Origin of the sequence: Streptomyces sp. AV19 (genome assembly GCF_015999245.1) — a bacterium.
Classification (GTDB): Bacteria; Actinomycetota; Actinomycetes; order Streptomycetales; family Streptomycetaceae; genus Streptomyces.
The window spans coordinates 252,010-278,100 of record NZ_JAEAMR010000003.1; the positions used below are offsets into that span (position 1 = coordinate 252,010).

At 71.7% G+C, this 26,091-nt stretch carries 26 protein-coding genes and 1 tRNA gene; 8 read left to right on the forward strand and 19 right to left on the reverse strand.

The window, feature by feature from the left end; all coding sequences use genetic code 11:
- Positions 1 to 19: 19 nt before the first annotated feature.
- From I5Q34_RS01190 to I5Q34_RS01215, 6 genes are all read right to left on the reverse strand, one after another.
- Positions 20 to 280: a hypothetical protein gene (locus I5Q34_RS01190; protein ID WP_199890174.1), complete on the reverse strand. Its 261-nt coding sequence runs from the start codon at positions 278 to 280 to the stop codon at positions 20 to 22.
- Complete coding sequence (locus I5Q34_RS01195; RefSeq protein ID WP_199890175.1) at positions 280 to 549, reverse strand: hypothetical protein; 270 nt, start codon at positions 547 to 549, stop codon at positions 280 to 282. Before I5Q34_RS01195 ends, I5Q34_RS01190 begins: the two co-directional genes overlap by 1 nt.
- Positions 546 to 920, reverse strand: a complete 375-nt coding sequence (locus I5Q34_RS01200; RefSeq protein ID WP_199890176.1) for a hypothetical protein — start codon at positions 918 to 920, stop codon at positions 546 to 548. Before I5Q34_RS01200 ends, I5Q34_RS01195 begins: the two co-directional genes overlap by 4 nt.
- Positions 917 to 1,309 carry a hypothetical protein gene (locus I5Q34_RS01205; RefSeq protein ID WP_199890177.1) on the reverse strand — a complete coding sequence of 131 codons (393 nt, stop codon included), beginning with the start codon at positions 1,307 to 1,309 and terminating at the stop codon, positions 917 to 919. The genes I5Q34_RS01200 and I5Q34_RS01205 overlap by 4 nt, the downstream gene beginning before the upstream one ends.
- An 85-nt stretch (positions 1,310 to 1,394) precedes the next feature.
- Positions 1,395 to 1,664 (reverse strand): helix-turn-helix domain-containing protein, encoded by a 270-nt coding sequence (locus tag I5Q34_RS01210; protein ID WP_199890178.1) that lies wholly within the window; start codon positions 1,662 to 1,664, stop codon positions 1,395 to 1,397.
- Positions 1,661 to 1,960: a helix-turn-helix domain-containing protein gene (locus tag I5Q34_RS01215; protein ID WP_199890179.1), complete on the reverse strand. Its 300-nt coding sequence runs from the start codon at positions 1,958 to 1,960 to the stop codon at positions 1,661 to 1,663. Before I5Q34_RS01215 ends, I5Q34_RS01210 begins: the two co-directional genes overlap by 4 nt.
- A gap of 257 nt (positions 1,961 to 2,217) precedes the next feature.
- Here I5Q34_RS01215 and I5Q34_RS01220 point away from each other — a divergent pair, with 257 nt between their 5' ends.
- Complete coding sequence (locus I5Q34_RS01220) at positions 2,218 to 2,616, forward strand: helix-turn-helix domain-containing protein (RefSeq protein WP_199890180.1); 399 nt, start codon at positions 2,218 to 2,220, stop codon at positions 2,614 to 2,616.
- 595 nt (positions 2,617 to 3,211) lie between these two features.
- Here I5Q34_RS01220 and I5Q34_RS01225 read toward each other — a convergent pair.
- From I5Q34_RS01225 to I5Q34_RS01245, 5 genes are all read right to left on the reverse strand, one after another.
- Entirely contained in the window at positions 3,212 to 4,474 is a 1,263-nt protein-coding gene (locus I5Q34_RS01225; RefSeq protein WP_199890181.1) for a site-specific integrase, read from the reverse strand.
- Positions 4,475 to 4,586: 112 nt separating this feature from the next.
- Positions 4,587 to 4,659: transfer RNA gene (locus I5Q34_RS01230), tRNA-His, on the reverse strand.
- A 107-nt stretch (positions 4,660 to 4,766) separates the two neighbouring features.
- A complete protein-coding gene (gene orn / locus I5Q34_RS01235; protein ID WP_199890182.1) occupies positions 4,767 to 5,372 on the reverse strand; it encodes an oligoribonuclease in 606 nt (201 codons plus the stop codon).
- A 5-nt stretch (positions 5,373 to 5,377) separates the two neighbouring features.
- Positions 5,378 to 6,721: a GlxA family transcriptional regulator gene (locus I5Q34_RS01240; RefSeq protein WP_199890183.1), complete on the reverse strand. Its 1,344-nt coding sequence runs from the start codon at positions 6,719 to 6,721 to the stop codon at positions 5,378 to 5,380.
- A 367-nt stretch (positions 6,722 to 7,088) separates the two neighbouring features.
- On the reverse strand, positions 7,089 to 7,448 hold the full coding sequence (locus I5Q34_RS01245) for a hypothetical protein (protein ID WP_277965307.1): 360 nt from the start codon (positions 7,446 to 7,448) through the stop codon (positions 7,089 to 7,091).
- Between the two features lie 439 nt (positions 7,449 to 7,887).
- On the opposite strand from I5Q34_RS01245, the gene I5Q34_RS01250 reads away from it, so the two are divergent.
- The gene (locus tag I5Q34_RS01250) at positions 7,888 to 8,409 is read left to right on the forward strand and encodes a universal stress protein (protein WP_199890184.1); all 522 of its coding nucleotides are present in this window, start codon (positions 7,888 to 7,890) and stop codon (positions 8,407 to 8,409) included.
- Positions 8,410 to 8,720: 311 nt separating this feature from the next.
- Here I5Q34_RS01250 and glmS read toward each other — a convergent pair whose 3' ends face one another.
- The 7 genes from glmS to I5Q34_RS01285 all read right to left on the reverse strand — a co-directional run bounded on the left by glmS (position 8,721) and on the right by I5Q34_RS01285 (position 17,796).
- Positions 8,721 to 10,541, reverse strand: a complete 1,821-nt coding sequence (glmS, locus tag I5Q34_RS01255; RefSeq protein WP_199890185.1) for a glutamine--fructose-6-phosphate transaminase (isomerizing) — start codon at positions 10,539 to 10,541, stop codon at positions 8,721 to 8,723.
- A gap of 87 nt (positions 10,542 to 10,628) precedes the next feature.
- Entirely contained in the window at positions 10,629 to 10,904 is a 276-nt protein-coding gene (locus tag I5Q34_RS01260; protein ID WP_199890186.1) for a hypothetical protein, read from the reverse strand.
- An 85-nt stretch (positions 10,905 to 10,989) separates the two neighbouring features.
- The gene (locus I5Q34_RS01265) at positions 10,990 to 11,901 is read right to left on the reverse strand and encodes a DUF4429 domain-containing protein (RefSeq protein WP_199890187.1); all 912 of its coding nucleotides are present in this window, start codon (positions 11,899 to 11,901) and stop codon (positions 10,990 to 10,992) included.
- Between the two features lie 68 nt (positions 11,902 to 11,969).
- On the reverse strand, positions 11,970 to 13,136 hold the full coding sequence (locus I5Q34_RS01270; RefSeq protein WP_277965308.1) for an acyl-CoA dehydrogenase family protein: 1,167 nt from the start codon (positions 13,134 to 13,136) through the stop codon (positions 11,970 to 11,972).
- Positions 13,137 to 13,139: 3 nt separating this feature from the next.
- Positions 13,140 to 14,102 carry a hydroxymethylglutaryl-CoA lyase gene (locus tag I5Q34_RS01275; RefSeq protein ID WP_199890188.1) on the reverse strand — a complete coding sequence of 321 codons (963 nt, stop codon included), beginning with the start codon at positions 14,100 to 14,102 and terminating at the stop codon, positions 13,140 to 13,142.
- The gene (locus I5Q34_RS01280) at positions 14,099 to 16,150 is read right to left on the reverse strand and encodes an acetyl-CoA carboxylase biotin carboxylase subunit (protein WP_199890189.1); all 2,052 of its coding nucleotides are present in this window, start codon (positions 16,148 to 16,150) and stop codon (positions 14,099 to 14,101) included. The genes I5Q34_RS01275 and I5Q34_RS01280 overlap by 4 nt, the downstream gene beginning before the upstream one ends.
- Before the next feature lie 14 nt (positions 16,151 to 16,164).
- The gene (locus I5Q34_RS01285) at positions 16,165 to 17,796 is read right to left on the reverse strand and encodes a carboxyl transferase domain-containing protein (RefSeq protein ID WP_199890190.1); all 1,632 of its coding nucleotides are present in this window, start codon (positions 17,794 to 17,796) and stop codon (positions 16,165 to 16,167) included.
- 240 nt (positions 17,797 to 18,036) lie between these two features.
- Here I5Q34_RS01285 and I5Q34_RS01290 point away from each other — a divergent pair, with 240 nt between their 5' ends.
- The 4 genes from I5Q34_RS01290 to I5Q34_RS01305 all read left to right on the forward strand — a co-directional run bounded on the left by I5Q34_RS01290 (position 18,037) and on the right by I5Q34_RS01305 (position 21,375).
- The gene (locus I5Q34_RS01290) at positions 18,037 to 18,630 is read left to right on the forward strand and encodes a TetR/AcrR family transcriptional regulator (protein ID WP_199890798.1); all 594 of its coding nucleotides are present in this window, start codon (positions 18,037 to 18,039) and stop codon (positions 18,628 to 18,630) included.
- Between the two features lie 367 nt (positions 18,631 to 18,997).
- Positions 18,998 to 20,155, forward strand: a complete 1,158-nt coding sequence (locus tag I5Q34_RS01295) for an acyl-CoA dehydrogenase family protein (RefSeq protein WP_199890191.1) — start codon at positions 18,998 to 19,000, stop codon at positions 20,153 to 20,155.
- A gap of 29 nt (positions 20,156 to 20,184) precedes the next feature.
- Complete coding sequence (tesB, locus tag I5Q34_RS01300) at positions 20,185 to 21,063, forward strand: acyl-CoA thioesterase II (protein WP_199890192.1); 879 nt, start codon at positions 20,185 to 20,187, stop codon at positions 21,061 to 21,063.
- A 99-nt stretch (positions 21,064 to 21,162) separates the two neighbouring features.
- A complete protein-coding gene (locus tag I5Q34_RS01305; protein WP_199890193.1) occupies positions 21,163 to 21,375 on the forward strand; it encodes a hypothetical protein in 213 nt (70 codons plus the stop codon).
- Positions 21,376 to 21,807: 432 nt separating this feature from the next.
- On the opposite strand, the gene I5Q34_RS01310 is transcribed toward I5Q34_RS01305, so the two are convergent.
- Complete coding sequence (locus I5Q34_RS01310; RefSeq protein WP_199890194.1) at positions 21,808 to 22,605, reverse strand: phosphatase; 798 nt, start codon at positions 22,603 to 22,605, stop codon at positions 21,808 to 21,810.
- A gap of 143 nt (positions 22,606 to 22,748) precedes the next feature.
- On the opposite strand from I5Q34_RS01310, the gene speB reads away from it, so the two are divergent.
- Both speB and kdpB read left to right on the forward strand, forming a co-directional pair.
- Positions 22,749 to 23,723 (forward strand): agmatinase, encoded by a 975-nt coding sequence (gene speB, locus I5Q34_RS01315; RefSeq protein ID WP_199890195.1) that lies wholly within the window; start codon positions 22,749 to 22,751, stop codon positions 23,721 to 23,723.
- Positions 23,724 to 23,883: 160 nt separating this feature from the next.
- Positions 23,884 to 26,043 carry a potassium-transporting ATPase subunit KdpB gene (gene kdpB, locus I5Q34_RS01320; protein WP_199890799.1) on the forward strand — a complete coding sequence of 720 codons (2,160 nt, stop codon included), beginning with the start codon at positions 23,884 to 23,886 and terminating at the stop codon, positions 26,041 to 26,043.
- Positions 26,044 to 26,091: the final 48 nt, after the last annotated feature.

Sequence of the window (26,091 nt, forward strand, 5' to 3'; positions counted from 1 at the left end):
AGCCCCGGCCGGCACGGACTCAGGCACCCGCGCCACCCCCGATCGCCCGGACGTCGCCCAGCGCCCGGCCGTACCGGGCGCACCAACCGGGGCAGTACCAGCGCGCCGGCTCCCGCGAGCCCCGCACCGACACCCGCACCATCCCGGCCCGACGGCTCCCCGCAGGCGCAAGATCACCGCAGTGCTCGACGGGGCACTCCCCGGGCAGGGCGGTGACCGCCGGCGGGCGGCCCATCCCCGTCTTGCCGCCGTTCCACGTCATCGCCGACCTGGATGCCATCACGACATCCCCTTCGCGTTCGTGGTGCGCTTGCGGGTGTAGAAGCGGCGGTTCGGGTCCTCGTCGTGCTCCTCCAGCAGCCCGGCCCGGGCGAGGAGGTGGAGATCACCGCGCGCCGTCGCCCGCTTCAGGGCGTCATGACCGTTCAGCCGGTGGGCCCTCAGCACGCGGTGCGTCGTCCATGCGCCGCCCTGGCGCTCGATCCGCGCCCACAGATCGGCCACGCGGGGGCGGAAAGGCGGGATGCCGGGCTTCATCTGAGCGTTCACGCGGCACTCCCCTCGGCGCGCTGCTGCGGGATCCGGACCGCCGGAGCGACGGCACGCAGCCGGTCGGCCAGCTCGGTCACCTGGACGCCGTAGAGCGGCAGTTCGTACCCGACCGCCTCCGCGAGGCGCTCGACCAGCAGCCCCTCCGGCCGGTGGCCGTCGTACTCCCGGACGTTCGCCCGGTCCTCGGCGATCTCGATCAGCTCGTCCAGGTACTCGTCGGCGAGCGTCGTGATCACGCGGTGCGCGTAGGACTCGACGTCCAGTACCGCCCCGGCGGGGGAGCGGCGGACGTAGATCGGCACCGGGCCCGTCACGGCGGGCTTGCGGCGGCCGACGATGCGGCCGATGAGGCGGCGGAGGCTCTTCACTTGGCCACCGCCTGCTGCTCGACCGGCACCGCCGGGTCCGTGACGTCGTGCCGCCGGTCGGCCAGCAGGCCGTCGAGGAGCTCCGGGTCGTGCAGGTCCGCCGGGATGCTGACGGAGACCTCCACCGGGATGTCTCCCCACGCCGTGGTGATCACGTAGGAGCGCATCCGCTCGCCGAGCGTCTCGTAGACGGAGCCGCGACGGACGGTCCCGCCGAGCTGCCGCAGACAGGCGCGGAGAGCGGTGAAGTTGTCTTCCTGGGGGCCGTAGATGTCGCCGCGCAGACGATCGTGGACGGTCCACATGGCATGCGGGAGGTCGGGGTGGGCGGTGAGCAGCTGCACCAGGCCCTTGGCCAGGTCGAGCTGCGAGGTAGCCTCTGTGCTCACGGTGGAGCCTCCTTGGATTCGTTGAGGTGAAGCCGTTCGGGGTCGCTCGGGCCGGGAAGTCGGAGCGGCCCCGCTTGCTCCGTGGTCAGGCGCTACGGAGCGCCCGGGAAGGGCGCGGCTTGAGGTGCGCCAGAGGGTGCGTGCCGGTCGCTGGCCGCAGGGAAGCGGCGAGCGGGCCGGTAGCCGGTTCGAAACGGAAGAGTTCGGCGCTGATACGGCCGAGGTCCTCGTCGGTGAACAGGACCTCCCGGCCGAGCTTGGTGTGCGGGAGGTCCTTGATGTGGCGCCGCAGCCAGGACTCCTTGATGCGCAGCGCGGCAGCGGCTTCCTCGTAGGTGTGGAGGCTGACGCTCACGCGGCCACCTGCTCCACGGATGGCGTGTTGTCGACCCTGGAAGAAGGGACAGAACGCCCGATCGGGGTGAAAAGGATCAGTAGGTCTACGCCAATCCCCTGGCAGATGGCCTGAGCCGTGGTCGCGGTGACGCTGCTGCGCGCCCCGCTGGCCAGATCTCCGACTGTCCCGACCGCTACGCCCGATCGCTCCGCGAGCTCACGGACGGTGACCTTGTGGCCGGAGCCGGTGCGCTTCATCAGTCGGAGCAGCAAGTCACGGTCCCAGAGCAGGAACAGAGGGTCACGAAATGCCATGCGTCCATCTCCCTGGATGGGATGTTTTCTTGGCTGAACGAGCATCGCACGGAATGGACGCTCTGTCCATCGAAATGGATGTCGTGAGCAAAACGCGTCAAACCCCAAGGGGAGCTAGTGCGACTCGTTGCTTTAGATGGACAATTCGTTCAGCGGTGGGGGTGGCGCCCGGCACTGATCAGCACCCGAGGCCCTGCTGTCACACAGAAACCATGAACAACAATGGCCGGAACAGCCCACAAGACGACAGGAAAGCCATGGCCGAGCAGGATGACGTGACACCTGGTGCCCCCACAGCCCTGTCCGACCTGGTCAAGAAGCGCCGGGAAGAACTCCGGCTGAGCCTCAAGGCCGTGGCGGCCCGCACCGCCGGCCCTGACGGGGAACCGCTGCTGAAGTACAGCTGGATCCACCGGCTGGAGACACGACAGAAGGTCAACGCCCCCTACCTGCCCGAGCTCGAAGCCCTCGCGCGCGCCCTCGAACTCCCCCTCTGGAAACTGCAGGACGCCGCCGGCGCCCAGTTCTTCGGCATCAACACCGTCTGGAGCACCTCGGGAGAGGCCCGCGCCCTCGTCGAGCACGCCGAGCGGCTCACCCCCGAGCAGCGCGAACAGCTCCGACGCTTCCTGGCGGCCTTCTCCGACGCCCGCTGAGGCCGAAGAAGCGGAAGGGGCCTTGCCGACAGCAAGGTTTCTGTGTGCAGGTAGTAGTTCAACTGTCCCCAACCTGGCAACATGATGTCTCCGCCTGGGGGGCGTGAAAGGTCATCAGCCTGCAAACTGGGTGAATCCGTACGGACATCCGGCGTGCACCCGTGTGCCTTTGGGGGACAGATGGAAGACGAGGGAGCGGAAACACCAGGGCCGAGCACGCCAGGCCCCACCGCTCGGTACGAAGAGAGCGACCTTGTCCCCGAGGGCGAAGTCGTCATGGGCGTCGAACGCAAAGGCCAACTCATCATGCTCGTACGCCCCGGACACATGTCGGCAGAATGCATGGCCGCCATCAACCGACAGCTCGAGTACATGATCAAGAGCGGCCTGTGGATCCAACGCTGGAGCGGCGACCTACCGCCCCACCCCGGCGACGACGACTGAACCCCCGCCGCCGACGACAGCCCCCTCCGGCCGAGCCCGAGGGGGCTTCCTGCGCCCGCCGGCTCGGGCCCCCTTCCCCCGAAACCCCGCGTTCTCCTTCATGAAGCGGCGCGGAGGAGCGCGGCCACGCCCCTGCCCGCGCCAACCCGCCTCAAGCCCCCTGAACCAGGCAGAGGCCCCGCTGCGCCGGAGGAGCCATCATGTCCTCGATCACCTCGCTGAGCTCGTCGTCCAGCACCTCCAGCAAGTGCCCGTACCGGTCCACCGTCGTCGAGATGCTCTCGTGCCCCAATCGAGCCTGGATCTTCGGCAGGGCGATGTGTCGCGCGATCAGCCAAGCCACATGCGTATGACGCAGATCATGAATCCGGGGCTTCTTCGGCAAGCCCTTCGCCATCGCCTCCCTCACCGCCGGCATCCACTTCCGGTTGTAGAAGTTCGCATGCCGCCAGTGGTTGCCCAGCGACGTCCGGAAAACGAACGCCGATTCGGGAAGCCCCGCGGTACGCCGCCGCAGCATCTCCACCTGACTACTCGACAACCGCAGAACGCGGCGAGCCTTCTTCGTCTTCGGCGGCCCGAGGTAGAAGGCGCTGTCACTCCCCTTGGGAGCCTTCTTCCAGGCCCGGACGATGCTCGCGGAGGGCTTGCTGCCCGCAAGCTGTAGGTCACAGACCTTCAGCGCCGTAGCCTCCCCCCAGCGGGTCCCCGTGCCGACGAGCCAGTCCGCCAGGTCCGCGGCATCCGGATCCGTGATCTCGGCCCTCACCCGGTCGTACTCGACCGGCTCCAGGAAGCACATCTCCTCATCGACGTGGTCGTCGACACGGGGCAGCGAGGTGCCCTTGCAGGGGTTCCTGGAGCGCAGCGGCGGTTCGGCCTCCATCGCGGCCTGGAAGACGCAGAAGGCGAGCCCGTGCCGGTTCCGGATCGACTTGGGATCCGCCTTCCGGTACACCCACTCCTCCGGCCTCTCAGGATCCCTCACCCCGTCCTGCTGCAAGGCCACCCAGTCCTGGATGTCCCCCGACACGACGTTGCCCACCGTCGCCGGCACCACGAGGCCGGAAGGCGTCGTATGGACGATGCGCGACAGGTGCAGCCGGATGTCTCGCGCGTAGTCCTCACGGGTGCGTCTGTCCGTCCCTGTGAGGCGCCTCACGTACTGGTCCGCGTAGTCCGTGAGCGGCCGGTCGCCGGGGATCGGCTTCTCCTCGACGAAGCCGACGCCGCGCACCCACCCGGGCGGCCAGTGCTGCCGGTGGGCGTTTACGAGATCTTTGAACTGCTCGGCCGCGTCCTCGCTGTCGAAGTTCTCCGTCTCGACCTTGCCGACGCGACCCCCACCGTCGCGCCAGCGAACCTGAAACGTGCTGGTCCCGTCCCTCTTGGGGCGCTCCACGATGCTCGCCATGCCGGGGACCCTAGATCGCCTGACGACTTGTCGGGTACCCGTCGGGTTCCCAAGATTCGGAAACGACAAGGCCCCTGACCTGTCTTTGCAGGTCAGGGGCCTTGTCCCTGAGGGTGAGTAACGGGACTCGAACCCGCGACATCCTGGACCACAACCAGGTGCTCTACCAGCTGAGCTATACCCACCACGTCCGGCGTTCGTTTCCGTGTTTCCCACCGGCCGAGAAAAAGTGTACAGGGTCCGGAGGGGTGCTCGCTCCCGGCTTTCGCCGAACCGGGAGCGAGCTACGTCACTACCCCTGAACAGGAAGGACGTGCTTGGCCGCGATCGCCTTCGCCGCGTCGGAGTCCGGGCCGGGCTGCGGGACGAAGATCGCCTCGCGGTAGTAGCGGAGCTCGGCGATCGACTCGCGGATGTCGGCGAGCGCCCGGTGGTTGCCGCTCTTCTTCGGGCTGGCGAAGTACGCCCTCGGGAACCAGCGGCGGGACAGTTCCTTCACCGACGAGACGTCGACGATGCGGTAGTGCAGGTGGCCCTCCAGCGCGGGCATGTCCCGCAGGAGGAAGCCGCGGTCCGTGCTGACCGAGTTTCCGCACAGCGGGGCCTTGCCCGGCTCCGGGACGTACTCGCGGATGTACGCCAGGACCTGCCGCTCCGCTTCCTCGAGCGTCGTCCCGCCGTCCAGCTCCTCGAGCAGCCCGGAGGCCGTGTGCATCTGGCGCACCACCTCGGGCATGGTGGTCAGGGCCTCGGCGGGCGGGCGGATGACGATGTCCACGCCGTCGCCGAGGATGTTCAGCTCGGAGTCGGTGACCAGGGCGGCCACCTCGATGAGAGCGTCGGACGACAGCGAGAGCCCGGTCATCTCGCAGTCGATCCACACCATGCGATCGTTCATGGAACTCACCCTACGGGGCGTTCCCGCTGGCCGGGCAGGTGAGGGCTGTAGAGATCGGATTCCGGTTTGCCCGGTTCCACGACATTCGGTCCATGGCCGATGCCGTGGCCCACCGGTACCCCGTGCCCGGTGTGCCCACCGTGCCCGAGGTGCCGGTCACCGCCGAGCGGGGCGCCGGTGACGGCGTGCGCGGCGGCCAGGGGACTCCGTCTCATGCCCACGACCGACGCCTCCCCGGACCGGGGCTCGACCGGCTCCGTCCCCGGGAAGCGCTCGCCCCGCTCCGCGCGGTCCGCCCGCTCGGCACGGTCGGGCCGGCCCTCGGGCCCGCCCTGCGGCCGCCGCGCCCGGTAGGCCGCCCGGTAGGCGGCCGGGGAGGACCCCAGCTGCCGGCGGAAGTGGCCGCGCAGGGCGACGGGTGAACGGAAGCCGCAGCGCCCCGCGACCTCGTCCACCGAGTAGTCGGAGGTCTCCAGCAGCCGCTGGGCCTGGAGCACCCGCTGGGTGATCAGCCACTGGAGCGGCGCGCTGCCGGTGAGCGAGCGGAACCTGCGGTCGAAGGTGCGGCGGCTCATATAGGCGCGGGCGGCCAGGGTCTCCACGTCGAACTGTTCGTGGAGGTGCTCCAGCGCCCAGGCGACGACCTCGGCGAGCGGGTCGGCGCCGATCTCCTCGGGTAAAGAGCGGTCGAGATAGCGCTCCTGCCCGCCGCTGCGGCGCGGCGGCACGACGAGCCGGCGGGCCAGGGCCCCCGCCGCGTCGGCGCCGTGGTCGGTGCGGACGATGTGCAGGCACAGGTCGATGCCCGCGGCGGTGCCCGCCGAGGTCAGGACGTCACCGTCGTCCACGAAGAGCTCCCGGGGGTCCACATGGACCGAGGGGTAGCGCTTGGCGAGCGTCGGCGCGTACATCCAATGGGTCGTTGCGGGTCTGCCGTCGAGCAGTCCCGCGGCTGCCAGTACGAAGGCACCGGTGCACAGCCCGACGATGCGGGCGCCCTCCTCGTGGGCCCGGCGCAGTGCGTCGAGGGCGGCCGGCGGCGGCGGCTGGGTGATGGACCGCCAGGCCGGTACGACGACGGTGCCGGCCCTGGAGAGTGCCTCCAGGCCGTACGGAGCGGTCAGTTCCAGGCCGCCGGTCGTTCGCAATGGCACATCTTCGCCCGCGCAGACCAGCAGGCGATAACGGGGAACTCCGGCGTCCTGCCGGTCGATCCCGAATACGGAGAGCGGAATGGAGCTTTCGAAGATCGGGCCGCCGCTGAACAGCAATACGGCGACGATCTCCCGGCGGCGGCGTCCGGAGAGCTTGCGCACGGTCTCCGGTACGGTCGTGGAGTCCTGGCTCATGGCGCTAAGCCCCCCTCGGCGGTCGAGTCCTCTCGGTCCTGCACGTTTCCCCTCGGTCCTGAACGGTTCCCCCGCCGGTCATGGCCAAGATCGAATCTACTGTGTCGGATGTAGTCGCGGTGACCAGTTCACCACCCGGCTCTATGTCGACATGACAACTTGGCGCGAAGCGTTCGATCACGAAGCGTTGCACTTGCAGGCCCCGGTGAAAAGTACGCCTCTCGCCACTGCCCAATCCCCGTAGGGTGCAACCGCCCTCAGCGGTCCTTTCCTTGCTGGTCGCCCGGCTGTTGGGGGCTGGTCAGGCCAAGCGAGGGCCTTCGGCCTGAAGTTGGCCGAAAACATACGGGTGTCGTCGTACAAAAAATCAGTCGAGGGGCGTACTGGTGCCCGCGTGCCGGGAGCCGCGGTGCGTACCGCCCCCCGTACGACCGTGCCGACCGCGGTGCGGTACGGCCTGTTCCACGGCCCCGCCCGCGAGCCGCCCGGCGCGGACGGCGCGCCCGGCCGCGCGCTCGGACCGGCGCAGCAGGGCCCGGCAGGCGCAGGTGACCGCCACCAGGCCGGCCGCGCTGCCGGCGGCGCCACCGAAGGACTGACCGCACATCAGGAGCACGACGGGCACCAAGGCGCAGCTGAACGCCGCCCAGCGGACCACGTCGCTCACCGGATCGGGCGATTCCCTCTCGGTGTCGTCGTCGTGGGCGTCATCACGGGTTCCGGGCACGGAGCGGCTCCCTGGCGGCGGCTGCTGGCGGTAGTACAACGCCGCCCGGGCGTGTGGGTCACTGGGGGAGTGGGCAGGGGTAGGGCCTAAGGGGGCATTGCGCTCCGGGCGGCCCTCGTGCATGCTCCGGGGAACGCTCACCCGTCAGTCGTCACGCCCGTCGAGGGGGACACCGAGTGCCGAGCACCGTCCGTCGGGGGGTCCGTCGGGTCCGGGGCCGTCCGGCGTCGGCCGGCTCCTTCCGGCCTCCCCGGAAGGCCGGACTCTGGGCACCCGGCGCACGGGGCCTTACCCTGGGGAGTAAGTCCTTGAAAAGATGAATCCCGGACGGATTTTTGTCGCCGTTCTGACGTCACCGCTCCGGTGCGGCACGCGGCGCGACCCCTGAGTCAGCCCACCGACGCCCCTCCGTACGAGGACTCCCTTCGCCGAGACACCGATGGCCGGTCACGAATTCTACGAACCCGCGGACCGCAAGCGGATCGCCGATCAGACGGCGCTCCCCGAAGCGGCGGAAGAAACACGTCATTCCTGCGATCCGGCGTTCCAGCACGGCGTCGTGGTGGGCTTCGACGGCTCGACTTCGAGCGAGCGGGCGCTTGCGTATGCAATCGGCATGGCCCGGCGTTCCGGCTCGGGCCTGATCATCGTCCATGTGGCCAACCGGCTGCCGACGACCGTCTGGGCGGGCTGTGAGCCGCCGGTCTTCGTGGACGTCCCGGATCATCGCACCGAGGTGCTGGGGCTGGAGCTGGCCTGTGCCGACCACCTCTCCGAGGTGCCCTGGATCCTCGTCGAGCGCGGCGGCGACATCTGCCACGAGCTGGAGGAGGTCGGGCGCGAGTACGCGGCCGACGCGATCGTCGTCGGGTCCACCCACGGCATCGTCGGCCGGATCTTCGGCTCGGTCGCGGGGCGGCTGGCGCGCCGGGCGCAGCGGCCCGTCGTCGTCATCCCGTAACGGGGCATTTCCGACGTATCGTCAACTCCCGCCGCCCTCAAGGGTGGTACGGCGGTTCGGGGTTCGACGCCCCGTGCAATCTACTCATGCGTAGGAGTGCATAGGGCCTCACCCGCGGGTACTACACCGGCAACAGGCCCTGCTGCCGGGCGGGAGGTGACGGTTCCCGGGACCGGCGGCATCACCGCCGGCGTGAGGGCGACGCCGGCACCGGGGAGGCGGTCTCCCCGCGCGTTCGGTGGCACGCGCGGGGAGAACCGTCCCTTCAACTCGGCCCGAGGACAGGTCGGGCCGAGGGCTCGATGCGAGGACTACTCGACCGTCACGGACTTCGCGAGATTGCGCGGCTTGTCGATGTCGCGGCCCATCGCCTTGGCCGTGTAGTAGGCGAACAGCTGGAGCGGGATGCCCATCAGGATCGGGTCCAGCTCGTCCTCGTTCTTCGGCACGACGATGGTGTGGTCGGCCTTCTCCTGCTCCTGGTGCGCGACGGCGAGGATGCGGCCGCTGCGGGCCTTGATCTCCTCCAGCGCGGCGCGGTTCTTCTCCAGCAGGTCGTCGTCCGGCACGATCGCCACGGTCGGCATCGCGGGCTCGATCAGCGCCAGCGGGCCGTGCTTGAGCTCGGAGGCCGGGTAGGCCTCGGCGTGGATGTACGAGACCTCCTTGAGCTTCAGCGAGGCCTCGCGGGCCACCGGGTAGCCCCGGACGCGGCCGATGAACATCATCGACTTGGCGTCCGCGTACTCCGCGGCCAGCTTCTCGATCTGCGCCTCGTTCGCCAGGATCTCCTCGATCTGGGCGGGCAGCTTGCGCAGGCCCTCGATGATCCGCTTGCCGTCGGCGACGGACAGGTCGCGGGTGCGGCCCAGGTGCAGGGCGAACAGGCCGAAGGCGACGACCATGTTGGTGAAGCACTTGGTGGAGACGACGCAGACCTCGGGGCCGGCGTGCACGTAGATGCCGCCGTCGGTCTCCCGGGCGATCGCGGAACCGACCACGTTCACCAGGCCCAGGACGCGGGCGCCCTTGCGCTTGAGCTCCTGGACGGCGGCGAGGACGTCGTAGGTCTCGCCGGACTGCGACACCGCGATGTAGAGGGTGTCGGGGTCCACGACCGGGTTGCGGTAGCGGAACTCGGAGGCGGGCTCGGCGTCGGCGGGGATCCGGGCCAGCTCCTCGATCATCTGGGCGCCGATCTGGCCGGCGTGGTACGAGGTGCCGCAGCCGAGGATCTTCACCCGGCGCACGGCGCGGGCGTCGCGGGCGTCGAGGTTGAGGCCGCCCAGGTGCACGGTGGAGAAGCGGTCGTCGATGCGGCCGCGCAGGGCGCGGTCCACGGCGTCGGCCTGCTCGTGGATCTCCTTGTGCATGTACGTGTCGTGGCCGCCCATGTCGTACGACTCGGCCTCCCACTCCACGGTGGTCGGCTGGGCCGAGGTGGAGGAGCCCTCGGTGGTGTACGTGCGGTAGTCGTCGGCCTTCAGGGTGGCCATCTCGCCGTCGTCCAGGGTGACGACCTGGCGGGTGTGGCTGACCAGGGCGGCGACGTCGGAGGAGACGAACATCTCCTTCTCGCCGATGCCCAGGACGACCGGGGAGCCGTTGCGGGCGACGACGATGCGGTCCGGGAAGTCGGCGTGCAGCACGGCGATGCCGTAGGTGCCCTCGATGTGCCGCAGCGCCTCGCGGACCTTCTCCTCCAGCGTGCCGGCCTCGGAGCGGGCGATGAGGTGGACGAGGACCTCGGTGTCGGTGTCGGAGACGAAGGCGATGCCCTCGGCCGTCAGCCGGGCGCGCAGCTCGGAGGCGTTGTCGATGATGCCGTTGTGCACGACGGCGACGGTCTCGGCGGCGTCCATGTGCGGGTGCGCGTTGATGTCGTTGGGGGCGCCGTGGGTGGCCCAGCGGGTGTGGGCGATGCCGGTGGTGCCGTTGAAGCGCTTGGGGAGGCGGGCCTCCAGTTCGCGGACGCGGCCCTTGGCCTTGGCGGTCTTCAGGCCGCCGGTCTTGCCGCTCGCGTGCAGGGCGATGCCGGCGGAGTCGTAGCCGCGGTACTCCAGGCGCTGGAGTCCTTCCAGCAGCAGCGGGGCGACATCGCGCTTGCCGATGTAACCGACGATTCCACACATGGTGAAGTCCCTCCCGTACAGAAGTTCATGGATGCCCGGCGGCGGCAGCAGCCGCCGGCGTGCCGTGGTCCCGGCGTGGCTGTCGACTCAGCCGTAGACGATGCGGCGCAACTGCCGCAGTGAGAGTTCGGGCGGCGCCACCGCGCGGTGCGGCAGCTCGGCCGAGATCCTGGTGAAGATCTCGGCGTTGGCCAGGCCGCCGGCCTGCAGTTCACGGTGGCGGCGGCGGACGAACTCCTCGACCGTCTCGTCGAAGTACGCCAGGACGTCCAGGACCACCCGGGCGGCCTCGCCGCGCTGGAGCGGCGTGCTGCGCACCAGGTGGTCAACCAGGTCGTCATGGGACGTACGGCGTTCGAGCACCCGTTGATACTGAGGGGTGGGAGCGCCTTTCGCAAGAATCCTGCCCGAATTCGGGCAGGAGGTGATGGAAGGGTGGGTGGTTTGGTCAGAAACGCTGGAGAATCGCCTGTTTCGCGGCGGCGAACTCCTCGTCGGTGAGGATTCCGGCGTGATGCAGCTCACCCAGCTCGCGCAGCCGGCGCAGCAGGGTGTCGTGATCGTCGGCCGGGCTTCCGGAGACGGGGAGCGCGGCGGGTGCGGACGCTTCTACGGGCTCGGGCGGCGGGGCGGCGGGATGCGGCGCGGTCCGCCGGTCGGCGGCCGGGTGCGGCAGGCGGGCCACGACGGCGGCGCCCACCAGGGCCATCAGCCCGTCCTTCTTGAAGCCGTAGAGCTCGATCGCGTTGGGGTCGTACTTGGGGCGGGCCTTGGTGGGCGAGCCCTGGACCTCGAAGCGCAGATAGCCGTTCTCCAGGCCGACGCCGGGCAGCCACTCCACGGCGCGGATGTCGGAGAGCGGGAACTCGCGCGGGCCGCCGGACGCCTTTCCGTCGTCGGTGAGCCAGTTCCACTCCAGGCGGACGCGCTCGCCGTCGAAGGAGGCGGTGCCGTCCCCGGCGCCGGCGGACACCGGGACGGCCGGGCCGGACAGCAGGTAGCGGTCCGCCGGGCCCTCGGGCACCTGCTCCAGCAGCAGGGCCGTGCGGACCTCCTGCGCGAAGTACTCGGCGACGCCGGAGCGGTCGGGCTCGGTCCGCAGCTGGTACGGGTCGGCGGCGTCGGGCAGCCGGCCGCGGGTCACCTGCGAGAGCGGGTCCGCGCCGTCGCGCAGCCGCAGTCGCAGCCGGCCCCCCTTGCGGCCCGGCTCGAAGGAGACGCCGGCGACGGCGGCCAGGGGCACGGTCAGCTCGCCCAGGGTCTGGCGGACCAGGTGCACCCCGCGCTCCCGGCCCGGGACGATCCGTATCGCACTGCCGTCGAACGTCCAGGTGCCGTCCGTCTGGAAGATCTCTGCCATGGGGGAATTCTCGCAGGGCGGCGGGTGGTGCCCGGGGCCGGACACGGGGTGCCCGGCCCCGCGTCCGCTCAGCCCGTCAGGCCCAACTCGCGGGCGATCAGCATCCGCTGGACCTCGCTGGTGCCCTCCCCGATCTCCAGGATCTTGGCGTCGCGCCACATGCGGGCCACCGGGTACTCGTTCATGAAGCCGTAGCCGCCGTGGATCTGGGTGGCCTCCCGGGCGTTGTCCACCGCGATCTCGGAGGAGTAGAGCTTGGCCAGCGCGGCCTGCATCTTGAAGGGCTCGCCGTGCACCAGCCGCGAGGCCGCGTCGCGCCAGGCGAGGCGGGCCGTGTGGGCCCGCATCTCCATGTCGGCGATCTTGAACTGGATGGCCTGGTTGGCGCCGATCGGGCGGCCGAACGCCCGCCGTGTTTTCGCGTAGGCCAGCGACTCGTCCACGCAGCCCTGGGCGAGGCCGGTGGCCAGGGCCGAGATGGCGATCCGGCCCTCGTCGAGGATGCGGAGGAACTGGGCGTAGCCGCGGCCCTGTTCGCCCAGCAGGTTGGCGGCGGGGACGCGGACGTCGGAGAAGGACAGCTCCCGGGTGTCCGAGGCGTTCCAGCCGACCTTGGAGTACGGGGGCGCGACGGTGAACCCGGGGGTGCCCGACGGCACGATGATCGAGGAGATCAGCGGCTTGCCGTCCTCGCCGCGGCCGGTGACCGCGGTGACCGTGACCAGGCCCGTGATCTCCGTGCCCGAGTTGGTGATGAAGCACTTGGTGCCGTTGATCACCCACTCGTCCGTGGCCTCGTCCAGGCGGGCGGTGGTGCGGGTGCCGCCCGCGTCCGAGCCGCACTCGGGCTCCGTCAGGCCGAACGCGCCCAGGATCTCGCCGGAGCACAGCCGCGGCAGCCAGGTCCGCTTCTGCTCCTCGGTGCCGAAGCGGAAGACCGGCATGGCGCCGAGGGAGACCCCGGCCTCCAGGGTGATCGCCACCGAGGAGTCGACGCGGGCCAGCTCCTCCAGGGCGATGCCGAGGGCCAGGTAGTCCCCGCCCATCCCGCCGTACTCCTCGGGGAACGGCAGGCCGAAGAGGCCCATGCGGCCCATCTCGCGGACGATCTCGTAGGGGAACTCATGGTGCTCGTAGTACTCCCCGATCTTCGGGGCGACCACGTCGTGGGCGAACTCCTCCACGGTGCGGCGGAGTTCCTCGTGTTCCTGGGTGAGGCGGTGGTCCAGCGGCATGGCTCATGACTCCTGGTGGGAGATGGCGCGAACGGTGCAGGACGGACTGGGCCGTCCCAGGTGGCCGGCCATCCACACGCTTGTGGCGGTGAGGCGGCCGAGGTCGATCCCGGTGGTGATGCCGAGACCGTCGAGCATCCACACGAGGTCCTCGGTGGCGAGGTTGCCGGTGGCGCTCTTGGCGTACGGGCAGCCCCCGAGGCCGCCCGCGGAGGCGTCGACGGTGGTCACGCCGTACCGCAGGGCCGCGAGGGTGTTGGACAGGGCCTGGCCGTAGGTGTCGTGGAAGTGCACGGCGAGGCGGTCGGTGGGCACGCCCGCGTCGTTGAACGCCCGCAGCAGGGCGGTGACGTGGCCCGGGGTGGCGACGCCGATGGTGTCGCCGAGACTCAGCTCGTCGCAGCCGAGGCCGAGGAGGCGGTGGCCCGTGGCGGCGACCCGGTCGATGGGCACCGCGCCTTCCCAGGGGTCGCCGAAGCACATGGAGAGGTAGCCGCGGACCCGGGCGCCCGCCGCCTTGGCCCGGGCCACCACCGGCTCGAACATCGCCAGCGACTCGTCGACCGTGCGGTTGAGGTTGGCCTTGGCGAACGACTCGGTGGCGCTGCCGAAGACGGCGATCTCCCGGGCGCCCAGGGCGAGGGCCCGGTCCAGGCCGCGTTCGTTGGGCACGAGGACGGGGAGGCGGGCGCCGACGCCCCGGACGAGCGGCAGCAGCCGCTCCGCGTCGGCGAGTTGGGGCACCCACTTCGGGTGGACGAAGCTGGTCGCCTCCACGGTGTCCAGGCCGGCGTCGGCGAGGCGGCGGATGAACTCCGCCTTGACCTCGGTGGGGACGACGGTCTTCTCGTTCTGCAGGCCGTCGCGGGGGCCGACTTCGTGGACGCGGACGCGGTGGGGGAGGGCCGGGTCGGGGACGGCCATGGGCAGGCCGGTGCCTGTGCCTGTGCCGGTGCCGGTGGTCATGACTCCACCTCCGGAGGCTCCGCCGGGGCGACCACGGCAAGCACCTGGTCCATGGCGACCGTGCTGCCCGGGGTGACGTCGAGCTCGGTCACCGTGCCGTCGTGGGGCGCGGAGATGACGTGCTCCATCTTCATGGCCTCCACGACCAGGAGGCTCTGGCCCGCGGTGACGGCGTCGCCGACGGCGGCCTTCACGACGGTGACCGTGCCGGGCATGGGCGCGGTGAGCGCCCCCGCGTGCGCGGCGGCTCCCGCGGAGCGGGCGGTGACGGGGTCGTGGTCGGTGACGTGCCAGGTGTCGCCGTCCCGTCCGAGCCAGGTCCCCGCCGTGTCGGTGGCGAAGGTGTGGGTGCGGCCGGCGACTTCGAGGGTGGGACGGGTGGGGGTGGTGGGGAGGAGGCGGGCTCTCACGGGGTGCCCGTGGGGGAGTGCCTCCTCCGCCCCGGCAGGGGCCGTGGCCGGCTCGCCCAGCAGGACCTCGGCCTCCGTCGCCAAGCCCCGTACCCGTACCGTCACCGGGTCGTGGCCCGGTACCCGCAGGTGGTGCTGCGTCCACGCCGGTTCGCCGCCCAGGCGCCAGCCGGTCGGGACCGAGAACGGGTCCGTCCAGTCGTCCGTGGCTCCGGGGGAGGGGAACAGCGCCGCGTGCCGGCACAGGGCCGCCGCCACGTACACCTCGTCCGGGACGGAGTCCGTTGCCAGCGAGGAGCCGTCCCGGTCCACCAGACCCGTGTCCAGGTCGCCGGAGACGACGGCCGGGTGGGCCAGCAGGCGGCGCAGGAAGCCCGTGTTCGTCTCCAGGCCGAGGACCGTCGTCGAGGCCAGGGCCGCCCGCAGGCGGCGCAGGGCCGTCGCGCGGTCCGGGCCGTGGGCGATGACCTTGGCGAGCATCGGGTCGTAGGACGTGCCGACCTCCGTGCCCACCGTGAGGCCCGAGTCGACCCGGACGCCGGGGCCCTCGGGCTCGTGGAGGGCCACGACCGTGCCCGCCGAGGGCAGGAAGCCCCGGGCCGGGACCTCGGCGCAGAGCCGGGCCTCGATCGCGTGGCCGGTGAGGACGACGTCCTCCTGGGCGAGGGAGAGCGGCTCGCCGGCGGCCGCCCGGAGCTGCCGCTCCACCAGGTCCAGGCCGGTGACCAGCTCGGTGACCGGGTGCTCGACCTGGAGGCGGGTGTTCATCTCCATGAAGTAGTAGGAGGACGGGTCGTTGCCGGGGACGATGAACTCGACCGTGCCCGCGCCCGTGTAGCCGCAGGAGCGGGCGGCCTGGACGGCGGCGGCGCCCATCGCGGCGCGGGTGGCCCCGTCCAGCAGGACGCTCGGCGCCTCCTCGACGATCTTCTGGTGGCGGCGCTGGAGCGAGCACTCGCGCTCGCCGAGGTGGACGACGTTGCCGTGGGCGTCGGCGAGGACCTGGATCTCGATGTGGCGCGGGCGGTCGATCCAGCGCTCCACCAGGAGGGTGTCGTCGCCGAAGGAGCCGCGCGCCTCGCGGCGGGCCGCGGCGATCTCCTCGCCGAGCAGCGCCTCGTCGCGGACGAGCCGCATGCCCTTGCCACCGCCGCCGGCGGACGGCTTCAGCAGTACCGGCATGCCGATCTCCCGTGCGGCGGCGGTCAGTTCGGCGTCGGACAGGCCGCTGCCGGAGGAGCCGGGGACGACGGGCACGCCCGCGGCCCGCACGGTCTCCTTCGCCCGGATCTTGTCGCCCATCAGCTCGATCGCGGCGGCGGGCGGGCCGATGAAGACCAGCCCGGCGGCCTCGCAGGCGCGGGCGAACGCGGCGTTCTCCGCGAGGAAGCCGTAGCCGGGGTGGACCGCCTGCGCGCCGGTGCGCGCGGCGGCGTCCAGCAGTCGCTCCACGGACAGGTAGCTCTCGGCGGCGGAGGCGGGGCCGATGCGGACGGCCGTGTCGGCCTCGCGCACGTGCCGGGCGTCGGCGTCCGCGTCGCTGAAGACGGCGACCGAGCGGACGCCGAGCTCGCGCAGGGTGCGGATGACCCGGACGGCGATCTCGCCCCGGTTGGCGACCAGGACACTCTCGAACATGGTCACGTCTCCTCTCACATCCGGAAGACGCCGTAGCCGGGCGCGGCCGGGTCACGTTCGGGCAGAGGGGCGTTGGCGCAGGCGGTCAGGGCGAGGCCGAGCACCTGGCGGGTCTCCAGCGGGTCGATGACGCCGTCGTCCCACAGCCGGGCGGTCGCGTAGTAGGCGTTGCCCTGGCGCTCGTACTGCTCGCGGACGGGGGACTTGAACGCCTCCTCCTCGTCCGTCCCCCACTGCTCGCCGCGCGCCTCCAACTGGTCGCGCTTGACGGTCGCGAGGACCGAGGCGGCCTGCTCGCCGCCCATGACGGAGATCTTGGCGTTGGGCCACATCCACAGGAAGCGGGGGGAGTAGGCCCGGCCGCACATCGAGTAGTTGCCCGCGCCGTAGGAGCCGCCTACGACGACGGTCAGCTTGGGGACGCGCGTGCAGGCCACCGCCGTCACCATCTTGGCGCCGTGCTTGGCGATGCCGCCCGCCTCGTACTGCCGGCCGACCATGAAGCCCGAGATGTTCTGCAGGAAGACCAGCGGGATGCCGCGCTGGTCGCACAGCTCGATGAAGTGGGCGCCCTTCTGGGCGGATTCGGAGAAGAGGATGCCGTTGTTGGCGACGATGCCGACGGGGTGGCCGTGGATCCGGGCGAAGCCGGTCACCAGCGTCTGCCCGAACTCGGCCTTGAACTCGGCGAACCGGGAGCCGTCCACCACGCGGGCGATGACCTCGCGGACGTCGTAGGGGGTGCGGGAGTCGACCGGGACCGCGCCGTAGAGCCCGGCCGGGTCGGCCTTGGGCTCCTCGGGCGGCTCCACCCGCCAGGGCAGCGGGCCGCGGTCGCCGAGGGTGGAGACGATGGTGCGGACGATGCGCAGGGCGTGCGCGTCGTCCTCGGCGAGGTGGTCGGTGACGCCGGAGACCTTGGAGTGGACCTCGCCGCCGCCCAGCTCCTCCGCCGTGACGACCTCGCCGGTGGCCGCCTTCACCAGCGGCGGCCCGCCCAGGAAGATCGTGCCCTGGTCGCGCACGATGACCGCCTCGTCGCTCATCGCGGGGACATAGGCGCCGCCGGCCGTGCAGGAACCGAGGACCGCGGCGATCTGCGGGATGCCGGCGCCGGACATCCGGGCCTGGTTGTAGAAGATCCGGCCGAAGTGCTCGCGGTCCGGGAAGACCTCGTCCTGCATGGGGAGGAAGGCGCCGCCGGAGTCCACCAGGTAGAGGCAGGGGAGGCGGTTCTCCAGGGCGATCTCCTGGGCGCGCAGGTGCTTCTTGACCGTCATCGGGTAGTAGGTGCCGCCCTTGACCGTGGCGTCGTTGGCGACGATCACCGCCTCGCGGCCGGAGACCCGGCCGATGCCGGCGATCACGCCGGCGGCGGGCGCCGCTCCGTCGTACATCCCGTCGGCGGCCAGCGGGGCGATCTCCAGGAACGGCGACCCCGGGTCCAGCAGGGCGTCGACCCGGTCGCGCGGCAGCAGCTTGCCGCGGGCGGTGTGCCGGGCGCGGGCGCGCTCGCCCCCGCCCAGCCTGGCTGCCGCGAGCTTCTCGCGCAGCTGTGCCGCGAGCTCGCGGTGGGCGGTCTCGTTGGCCCGCCAGGCGTCGGACGCCGGATCTGCGGTGCTGGTCAGCACCGGTGCCTGCTGCATGGACTTCGAGCTCCCTTGCCCGGTCTCACTTGCTGGATGGCGCTCGCCGGGCTCCGGCAGGTGTGTCCGTACTGCCTGACTGCCTGCCGCCCCCCGGCGCGGTTAATAAGCGTTAACAGATCCCCTTCAGGTTAACGCCCGCTAACGGCCCTGTCTACAATTTCTTCCGTGAACTCCGAGAACGACAGCGCTGCCGACGACGGCGCCGCCAACGACCAGGTGACCCGCGCCCGGGCCCTCATCGCCGCCGCCGCCCCCACCCGCCGCGAGCAGATCCTCAAGGCGGCCGCCCGGCTCTTCGCCGAGCGCGGCTTCCACGGCGTCGGGGTCGACGAGATAGGAGCCGCGGTCGGCATCAGCGGGCCGGGGCTGTACCGGCACTTCGCGGGCAAGGACGCGATGCTCGCCGAGCTGCTCGTCGGCATCAGCGGCCGGCTGCTCGCCGGCGGCCGCGAGCGGCGGGCCGCGGCCGAGGTGGCGGGCGGGGGCCCGGCCGAGGTGCTCGGCTCGCTGATCGACGGGCACATCGACTTCGCCCTGGACGACCGGGCGTTGATCATCCTCCACGACCGCGAGCTGGGGCAGCTGCGCGACAGCGACCGCAAGCTGGTGCGCTCCCTCCAGCGGCAGTACGTGGAGCTGTGGGTGGAGGTGGTGCGCAAGCTGCACCCCGGGGCGACGGAGGACACCGCGCGGGCCGCCGTCCACGCGGTCTTCGGACTGCTCAACTCCACGCCGCACCTGGGCCGGCCGGGGGCGCTGCCGGGCCGTGAGGCGACCGCGGCGCTGCTGCGGCGGCTGGCGCACGGGGCGCTCGGAGCCCTGTCGGGCTGACGGCCGCGCGGCCCGCGCAAGGGTGCCCGGGCCGGCCGCCCTTGCGCGGTGCCCGCGGGACCGGTCCGTGGCCGGCCGCTGTTCGCGCCCGGCCGGGCCGGTCCGGGTTCAGCGACCGATTCCGGGTCGGGGGCCGGGTTTCAGGGGTGACCGCTCGCCGGGTGGCGGTCAAAGCCCTTGTGGGAGGGCGACGTTCCGGCGTGGGCGGCCCTGGACAGGGTTCGAGACCGCCCGGTAGCTTTCGCTGAGCAAGCGCTTGGTCGACCAGGAGGGCTCGGTCAGGAGGGCTCGGCCGGGAGGGCGGGGAAGTACCCGGGGAAGTACCCGGGGAAGCGCCTGGGGAAGCACCCACCACGAGGGGGTAGTTGTGCGTCGCACGGTGTTCGACGAGGACCACGAGGCGTTCCGGGTCACCATCCGCGACTTCATCGCCACGGAGGTCGTGCCGCACCACGACGAGTGGCGCGAGGCCGGCCGGGTGCCGCGCGCGTTCTACAAGAAGCTGGGCGAGCTGGGCGTCTTCGGCATCGAGGTGCCCGAGGAGTACGGCGGCGCGGGCGAGCGGAGCTTCAAGTTCCAGGCCGTGATCACCGAGGAGTGCGCCCGTGCGGGCGTCAGCTTCGGGGGCGCCGGCGTGCACACCGCGCTCTGCCTGCCGTACCTCCTGGCGTACGCCACCGAGGAGCAGAAGCGGCGCTGGCTGCCGCCGTTCGTCACGGGCGACATGATGACCGCCATCGCCATGACCGAGCCCGGCACCGGCTCCGACCTGGCCGGGATGCGGACCACCGCGAAGCTCTCCGAGGACGGCACGCACTACGTCCTCAACGGCGCCAAGACCTTCATCACCGGCGGCGTCCAGGCCGACCGGGTGCTCGTCTGCGCCCGCACCGCCCCTCCCGCGCCGGAGGACCGGCGCGGCGGGATCTCGATCCTCGTCGTGGACACCTCCTCCGCGGGCTACGCGGTCGGCCGCGAGCTGGAGAAGCTCGGACTCAAGACCTCCGACACCGCCGAACTCTCCTTCGCCGACGTCGAGGTGCCCGTCGGGGACCTGCTCGGCGAGGAGGGCAGAGCCTTCTCCTACCTCACCCACAACCTGCCGCAGGAGCGGCTGGGCATCGCCGCCGGGGCGTACGCCCAGTCCGCCGCCGCGCTGGAGTTCGCCAGGGAGTACGTCCGCGGGCGCACGGTGTTCGGGCAGCCGGTGGCCTCGTTCCAGAACACCAAGTTCGTCCTCGCCGACTGCAGGGCGGACGTCGACGCCATGCAGGCAGTCGTGGACCGGGCCCTGGACGCGCACGACGCGGGCGGGCTGACCGCCGCCGACGCGGCCTCGGTGAAGCTCTTCACCACCGAGCGCGCCGCCGTCGTCGTCGACAAGTGCCTCCAGCTGCACGGCGGTTACGGCTACATGATGGAGTACCCCGTCGCGCGGCTGTACGCGGACACCCGGGTGAGCCGGATCTACGGCGGGACGAGCGAGGTCATGCGCTCGATCATCGCCAAGTCGATGGGACTGTGAGGGGCGGTACGACGCACGTGAACGAACCCATGACCCCGCTCGAGGAACTCCTCGCCCTGCTCGACCTCGAACGGATCGAGGAGGACATCTTCCGCGGCACCAGCCGGGACGCGGTGATCCCGCGCGTCTTCGGCGGCCAGGTCGCGGCGCAGGCGCTGGTCGCGGCCGGGCGCACGGTTCCGGAGGACCGTCCTCCGCACTCCCTGCACGCCTATTTCCTGCGGCCCGGTGATCCCGGCCGGCCCATCGTCTACACCGTGGACCGGATCCGCGACGGGCGTTCCTTCACCACCCGCCGGGTGGTCGCCGTCCAGCACGGCCGGCCGATCTTCCACCTCTCGGCGTCCTTCCAGGTCCACGAGGAGGGCCTTGAGCACCAGGAGCCGATGCCGTCCGCGCCGGACCCGCTCGGCCTGCCGACCGCGGCCGAGCTCCTGCCCCGGTACGCGGACCGGTTCGGCGGGCCGGACGTGCTGGCCAAGCTGCTGGAGGCGCGGGGCGCGGTCGATCTGCGGTACGCGGACGAGCCGCCGTTCGGCAGCGTCGGGGCGGCGCGGGAACCCCGCTCGCAGGTGTGGTTCCGGACGAACGGGAAGCTGGCGGACGACCCCCTGCTGCACGTCTGCCTGGCCACATACGTCTCCGACATGACGCTGCTCGACTCGGTGCTGCTGGCGCACGGGCGGGGCGGGTGGGCCGTCGGGGACGTGGTGGGCGCGAGCCTGGACCACGCGATGTGGTTCCACCGGCCGTTCCGTGCGGACGAGTGGCTGCTCTACGACCAGGAGAGCCCGACCTCGCAGGGCGGGCGGGGGCTGGCGCGGGGGCGGATCTTCACGATGGACGGGCGGTTGGTGGTGTCGGTGATCCAGGAGGGGCTGGTGCGGGTGCCGCGGGCGCGGGCCTGAGGGTGACCGGCTGTCAGTGCCGCCTTGTACGCTCCTTTCCTGTCGGAGAGTTGGAGAGTTGGAGAGTTGGAGAGTCGGGGAGATGGGGAGGGGTGCCGGGTGTCCGGGGTGTCGCGGTTGTTGATGATGGCGGGCGGGGGTCTGGTGATCGCCGCGGGCGTCGTGCTGATGTTCTTCTGGCATCAGCGGGTTGTGGAGCTGACCGGGGCGTCGCGGCTCATATCGGGGACGGGGTTGCGGGTGGCGGAGGCGGTTGTGCTGTACGGGGGGTCGTGGTTGTGCGTGCGGGGGTGGAACGGGCGGAGGGCGTAGGGGAGTTCACCCCCGGCCCTCCCCCAGAGGGGGCACCCCCATTTCACCGTTTCTTCCGGGGCTCCGCCCCTCGGCCCGGCACCGCGCTCCGCGCGGTGTGCGGCTCCGCCGCTCGTCCTCAAGCGCCGGACGGGCTGAAGTGCGCGCCCGGGCTGAGTATTCAGCGCGGGCGCGAAATCCAACCTGGACTCGAAATCCAACCCGGGCGCGAAATCCAGCCCGTCCGGCGCTTGAGGACAACCGCGCGGAGCGCGGTTTCAGGGGTCCAGGGGGCGGAGCCCCCGGTCAACGCGGCGGAGCCCCGAAAGGGGCTCGGGGGGCGGAGCCCGGTGGGGTGCAGGGGGCGGAGCCCCGCTTCCGCGCGGCGGAGCCGTGCCCGGGCCCCGGGGCGGAGCCCCGGAAGAAACGGTGAAAGGGCGGGGCGGGGAGAACTCAGCCCACCGACAACCCCGCCGCACCCAGCAGATACGCCGTCATCGGCTCGTACGACCGGGGATCGACGACATGGTCGTCGAGCGGGATGGCGACCCGCAGCAACCCCTCCGCCTCCGCCAGGAACAACGCCGGATCGTTGCAGTCCGCGTACCCGACCGTGTCGATGCCGCGCTGGGCCGCGCAGCCCGCCCAGCCGTGGTCCGCGACGACCAGGTCCGGCAGCGGGCGGCCCGCGCGGTCCAGGGCGTCGAGGACGGCGGCCATGGGGGCGGGGGAGTGGGTGTGCCACAGCGTGGCGCCGCGCTCGTACACCGCCACGTCCGCGACCTGGTGCACGGTGCCCTCCTCGGTGCGCAGCCCGCCGGGGACGGAGACGATCTCGCAGCCCGCGGCCCGCAGTGCCGAGGCCGTCATGCGGTGCACGTCCAGCAGGCCGCCGGGGTGGCCGGTGGCGAGGAGCACCCGCCGGCCGGTCTCCGCCGCCCTGCGCAGGAAGCCGGCGGCCCGCTCCAGCGCGGCCACCGTCAGCTCGGGGTCGATCGCGTCCGGTCCGGTGCGCAGCTCCGGGTCGTCGCTGACGCCGCAGCGCTCGGCCATCACGGCCAGGACGTCCTGCTCGTCCCGCCAGCGGTCGCCCAGTTCCACGCCCAGCCAGTGCGGCCGGTCGCCGTGCGCGAGCTTGCGGTAGTGGTCGAGGCTGTTGGCCCGGGGCGTCGCGACGACGCCCGCGATGCGATGCCGGACGAGGTGGTCGATCAGCTGGGCTCGGCTGGGGACGGGCACAGGCGTCGGCATGCGGTCATTGTGCCCCGGGCGCGAGCGCGATGGACGCGGTGTCCATAAGAAGAGTTCGTACTCACAGTTCCGTATATGTGGGGAGCCCGGGCCCCTGCCTACCCTCGGGTACGTCCCAGGCAGCGAACGAGAGGCCCCCTCGCATGACCACCGACGCCCCCCGTGACCCGCGCGGCCCCGTCGACTCGTCCCGCATCCCGCGTTACGCCGGTCCCGCGACCTTCGCCCGGCTGCCGCGGCTCGACGAGGTCGGCACCGCCGACGTCGCCGTCGTAGGCGTGCCGTTCGACACCGGCGTCTCCTACCGCCCCGGCGCCCGCTTCGGCGGCAACGCCATCCGCGAGGCCTCCCGCCTGCTGCGTCCGTACAACCCGGCCCAGGACGCGTCGCCGTTCGCCCTCGCCCAGGTCGCGGACGCCGGTGACATCGCCGCCAACCCGTTCAACATCGACGAGGCCGTGGAGACCATCCAGGCCGCCGCGGACGACCTGCTCGACACCGGCGCCCGCCTGATGACCCTCGGCGGCGACCACACCATCGCCCTGCCCCTGCTGCGCTCCGTCGCCCGCAAGCACGGCCCGGTCGCCCTGCTCCACTTCGACGCCCACCTGGACACCTGGGACACCTACTTCGGCGCCGAGTACACCCACGGCACCCCCTTCCGCCGGGCCGTCGAGGAGGGCATCCTCGACACCTCCGCCCTCTCCCACGTGGGCACCCGCGGCCCGCTGTACGGCAAGAAGGACCTGGACGACGACGCCAAGATGGGCTTCGGCATCGTCACCTCCGCCGACGTCATGCGCCGCGGCGTGGACGAGATCGCCGACCAGCTGCGCCAGCGCATTGGCGACCGCCCGCTGTACATCTCCATCGACATCGACGTCCTGGACCCGGCCCACGCCCCCGGCACCGGCACCCCCGAGGCCGGCGGCCTGACCTCCCGCGAGCTGCTGGAGATCATCCGCGGGCTGTCCTCCTGCAACCTCGTCTCCGCCGACCTGGTCGAGGTGGCCCCCGCCTACGACCACGCGGAGATCACCTCCGTGGCCGCCTCGCACACGGCGTACGAGCTGACGACGATCATGTCGCGCCAGATCGCCGCGTCCCGCGAGGCGTAAGGACACCCGCGGCGCGTAACAACACCCAAGGCGCGTAAGGGCCGCGTAAGTCCGGGCCCTTCGCGCGACAAGGGCGCGTCAGGAAGCCCCGGCCGGGGACGTCCGGCGGGTTGGCTGTGTGAACCGATCACCAGCCGACCCGTCGAAGGCCACCCCGCCGATGCCGCAGTACCTCGTCCCCGAGCAGGAGACCCCGCCCCAGGAGACCCCGCCGTCCCCGGCCCCCGGACCGCCGCGGGACGGACGGCGGCACCGCCGCGTGGCCGCCGGGGCCGTCGATCCCCGGCAGCTGCTCACCGCCTTCCCGGACGCCGTCCGCAAGCTGCGCCCCCGGGTGATGGTCCGCAACCCGGTGATGTTCGTCGTCGAGGTCGGAGCCGTCCTCACCACGCTCTCCGCCCTCCTCGACCCGTCCGTCTTCGCGTGGCTGATCAGCGCCTGGCTCTGGCTCACCGTCGTCTTCGCCAACCTCGCCGAGGCCGTCGCCGAGGGCCGCGGCAAGGCACAGGCGGAGACGCTGCGCCGCACCCGGAGTACGACGGTCGCCCGGCGGCTGCGCGTCTGGTGGGTCGGGTCCGGCCCGCGCGACTGGGAGGAACAGCGCGTCCCCGCCTCCGAGTTGCGGCCGCAGGACTTCGTGGTGGTCGAGGCGGGCGGGACCGTGCCCGGCGACGGCGAGGTCGTCGACGGCGTCGCCTCGGTCGACGAGTCGGCGATCACCGGCGAGTCCGCGCCGGTCATCCGCGAGGCCGGCGGCGACCGCTCCGGCGTCACCGGCGGGACGACCGTGCTCTCCGACCGGATCGTCGTGCGGATCACCTCGCGCCCCGGCCACACCTTCCTCGACCGGATGATCTCCCTCGTCGAGGGCACCACCCGCCAGAAGACCCCCAACGAGCTGGCCCTCAACATCCTGCTGGCGTGTCTGACGGTCATCTTCATCCTGGCCGTGGTCAGCCTCCAGCCGATGGCGAGCTGGGCGGGCGCCGAGCAGACCATCACCGTCCTCGTCGCCCTGCTGGTCACCCTGATCCCCACCACCATCGGCGCGCTGCTGTCCGCGATCGGCATCGCCGGCATGGACCGGCTCGTCCAGCGCAACGTCATCGCCCTCTCCGGCCGCGCCGTCGAGGCCGCCGGCGACGTCAACACCCTGCTCCTCGACAAGACCGGCACCATCACCCTGGGCAACCGGCAGGCCGCCTCCTTCGTCCCGGTCAAGGGCGTCCCGGCGGAACTGCTCGCCGACGCCGCCCAGTTGGCCTCGCTCGCCGACACGACGCCCGAGGGCCGCTCGATCGTCGCCCTGGCGCGGCGGCAGGGGATCCACCACGACGACGCCGACTTCGCGCACGGCCGGTTCGTCCCGTTCTCCGCGCAGACCCGGATGAGCGGCGCCGACTTCGCGTACGGGGACGACTTCTGCCGCATCCGCAAGGGCGCGGCGAGCGCGGTCTTCCGCTGGGTGGAACAGCGCGGCGGCGCGATCCCCGTGGACGCCCGCTGGATCGCCGACTCCGTCGCGGCCGGCGGCGGCACCCCGCTGCTCGTCGCGACCGAGGACCGCGAGGGCACCCGGGTGCTGGGCGCGGTCCACCTCAAGGACGTGGTCAAGCCGGGCATCGCCCAGCGCTTCGCCGAACTGCGCGCGATGGGCATCCGGACGGTCATGGTCACCGGCGACAACCCGCTCACCGCCAAGGCCATCGCCGCCGAGGCCGGCGTCGACGACTACCTGGCCGAGGCCACCCCCGAGCAGAAGCTCGCCCGCATCCGCGAGGAACAGGCCGGCGGCAACCTCGTCGCCATGACCGGCGACGGCACCAACGACGCCCCGGCCCTCGCCCAGGCGGACGTCGGCGTGGCCATGAACACCGGCACCTCGGCCGCCAAGGAGGCCGGGAACATGGTGGACCTCGACTCCAACCCCACCAAGCTCATCGAGATCGTCGAGGTCGGCAAGCAGCTGCTGATCACCCGTGGCGCCCTCACCACGTTCTCCATCTGCAACGACGTCGCCAAGTACTTCGCCATCGTCCCCGCCATGTTCGGCGGCGTGACCGGCTACGAGGGCCTGGAGAAGCTCAACGTCATGGGCCTGCACAGCCCGACCACCGCCATCGCCTCCGCGATCATCTTCAACGCCCTGGTCATCGTCGCGCTGATCCCCCTCGCCCTGCGCGGCGTCCGCTACGCCCCCTCGTCCGCGCACGCGCTGCTCCGCCGCAACCTCGGCGTGTACGGCCTGGGCGGGCTCGTGGCCCCGTTCGCCGGGATCAAGCTCATCGACCTGCTGATCCAGTACGTCCCCGGGATCTGAAGCCCGCGACGGCCACCGTGGCGGTCCTGTAGCGGCGGGATGAAATCC

Coding starts and splice junctions, on each gene's coding strand:
- I5Q34_RS01190 (WP_199890174.1), bottom strand. CDS start 280: ATGGCATCCAGGTCGGCGATGACGTGGAACGGCGGCAAGACGGGGATG.
- I5Q34_RS01215 (WP_199890179.1), bottom strand. CDS start 1,960: ATGGCATTTCGTGACCCTCTGTTCCTGCTCTGGGACCGTGACTTGCTG.
- I5Q34_RS01220 (WP_199890180.1), top strand. CDS start 2,218: ATGGCCGAGCAGGATGACGTGACACCTGGTGCCCCCACAGCCCTGTCC.
- I5Q34_RS01225 (WP_199890181.1), bottom strand. CDS start 4,474: ATGGCGAGCATCGTGGAGCGCCCCAAGAGGGACGGGACCAGCACGTTT.
- orn (WP_199890182.1), bottom strand. CDS start 5,372: ATGAACGATCGCATGGTGTGGATCGACTGCGAGATGACCGGGCTCTCG.
- I5Q34_RS01240 (WP_199890183.1), bottom strand. CDS start 6,721: ATGAGCCAGGACTCCACGACCGTACCGGAGACCGTGCGCAAGCTCTCC.
- I5Q34_RS01250 (WP_199890184.1), top strand. CDS start 7,888: ATGGCCGGTCACGAATTCTACGAACCCGCGGACCGCAAGCGGATCGCC.
- glmS (WP_199890185.1), bottom strand. CDS start 10,541: ATGTGTGGAATCGTCGGTTACATCGGCAAGCGCGATGTCGCCCCGCTG.
- I5Q34_RS01265 (WP_199890187.1), bottom strand. CDS start 11,901: ATGGCAGAGATCTTCCAGACGGACGGCACCTGGACGTTCGACGGCAGT.
- I5Q34_RS01270 (WP_277965308.1), bottom strand. CDS start 13,136: ATGCCGCTGGACCACCGCCTCACCCAGGAACACGAGGAACTCCGCCGC.
- I5Q34_RS01275 (WP_199890188.1), bottom strand. CDS start 14,102: ATGACCACCGGCACCGGCACAGGCACAGGCACCGGCCTGCCCATGGCC.
- I5Q34_RS01280 (WP_199890189.1), bottom strand. CDS start 16,150: ATGTTCGAGAGTGTCCTGGTCGCCAACCGGGGCGAGATCGCCGTCCGG.
- I5Q34_RS01285 (WP_199890190.1), bottom strand. CDS start 17,796: ATGCAGCAGGCACCGGTGCTGACCAGCACCGCAGATCCGGCGTCCGAC.
- tesB (WP_199890192.1), top strand. CDS start 20,185: ATGACCCCGCTCGAGGAACTCCTCGCCCTGCTCGACCTCGAACGGATC.
- I5Q34_RS01310 (WP_199890194.1), bottom strand. CDS start 22,605: ATGCCGACGCCTGTGCCCGTCCCCAGCCGAGCCCAGCTGATCGACCAC.
- speB (WP_199890195.1), top strand. CDS start 22,749: ATGACCACCGACGCCCCCCGTGACCCGCGCGGCCCCGTCGACTCGTCC.
- kdpB (WP_199890799.1), top strand. CDS start 23,884: ATGCCGCAGTACCTCGTCCCCGAGCAGGAGACCCCGCCCCAGGAGACC.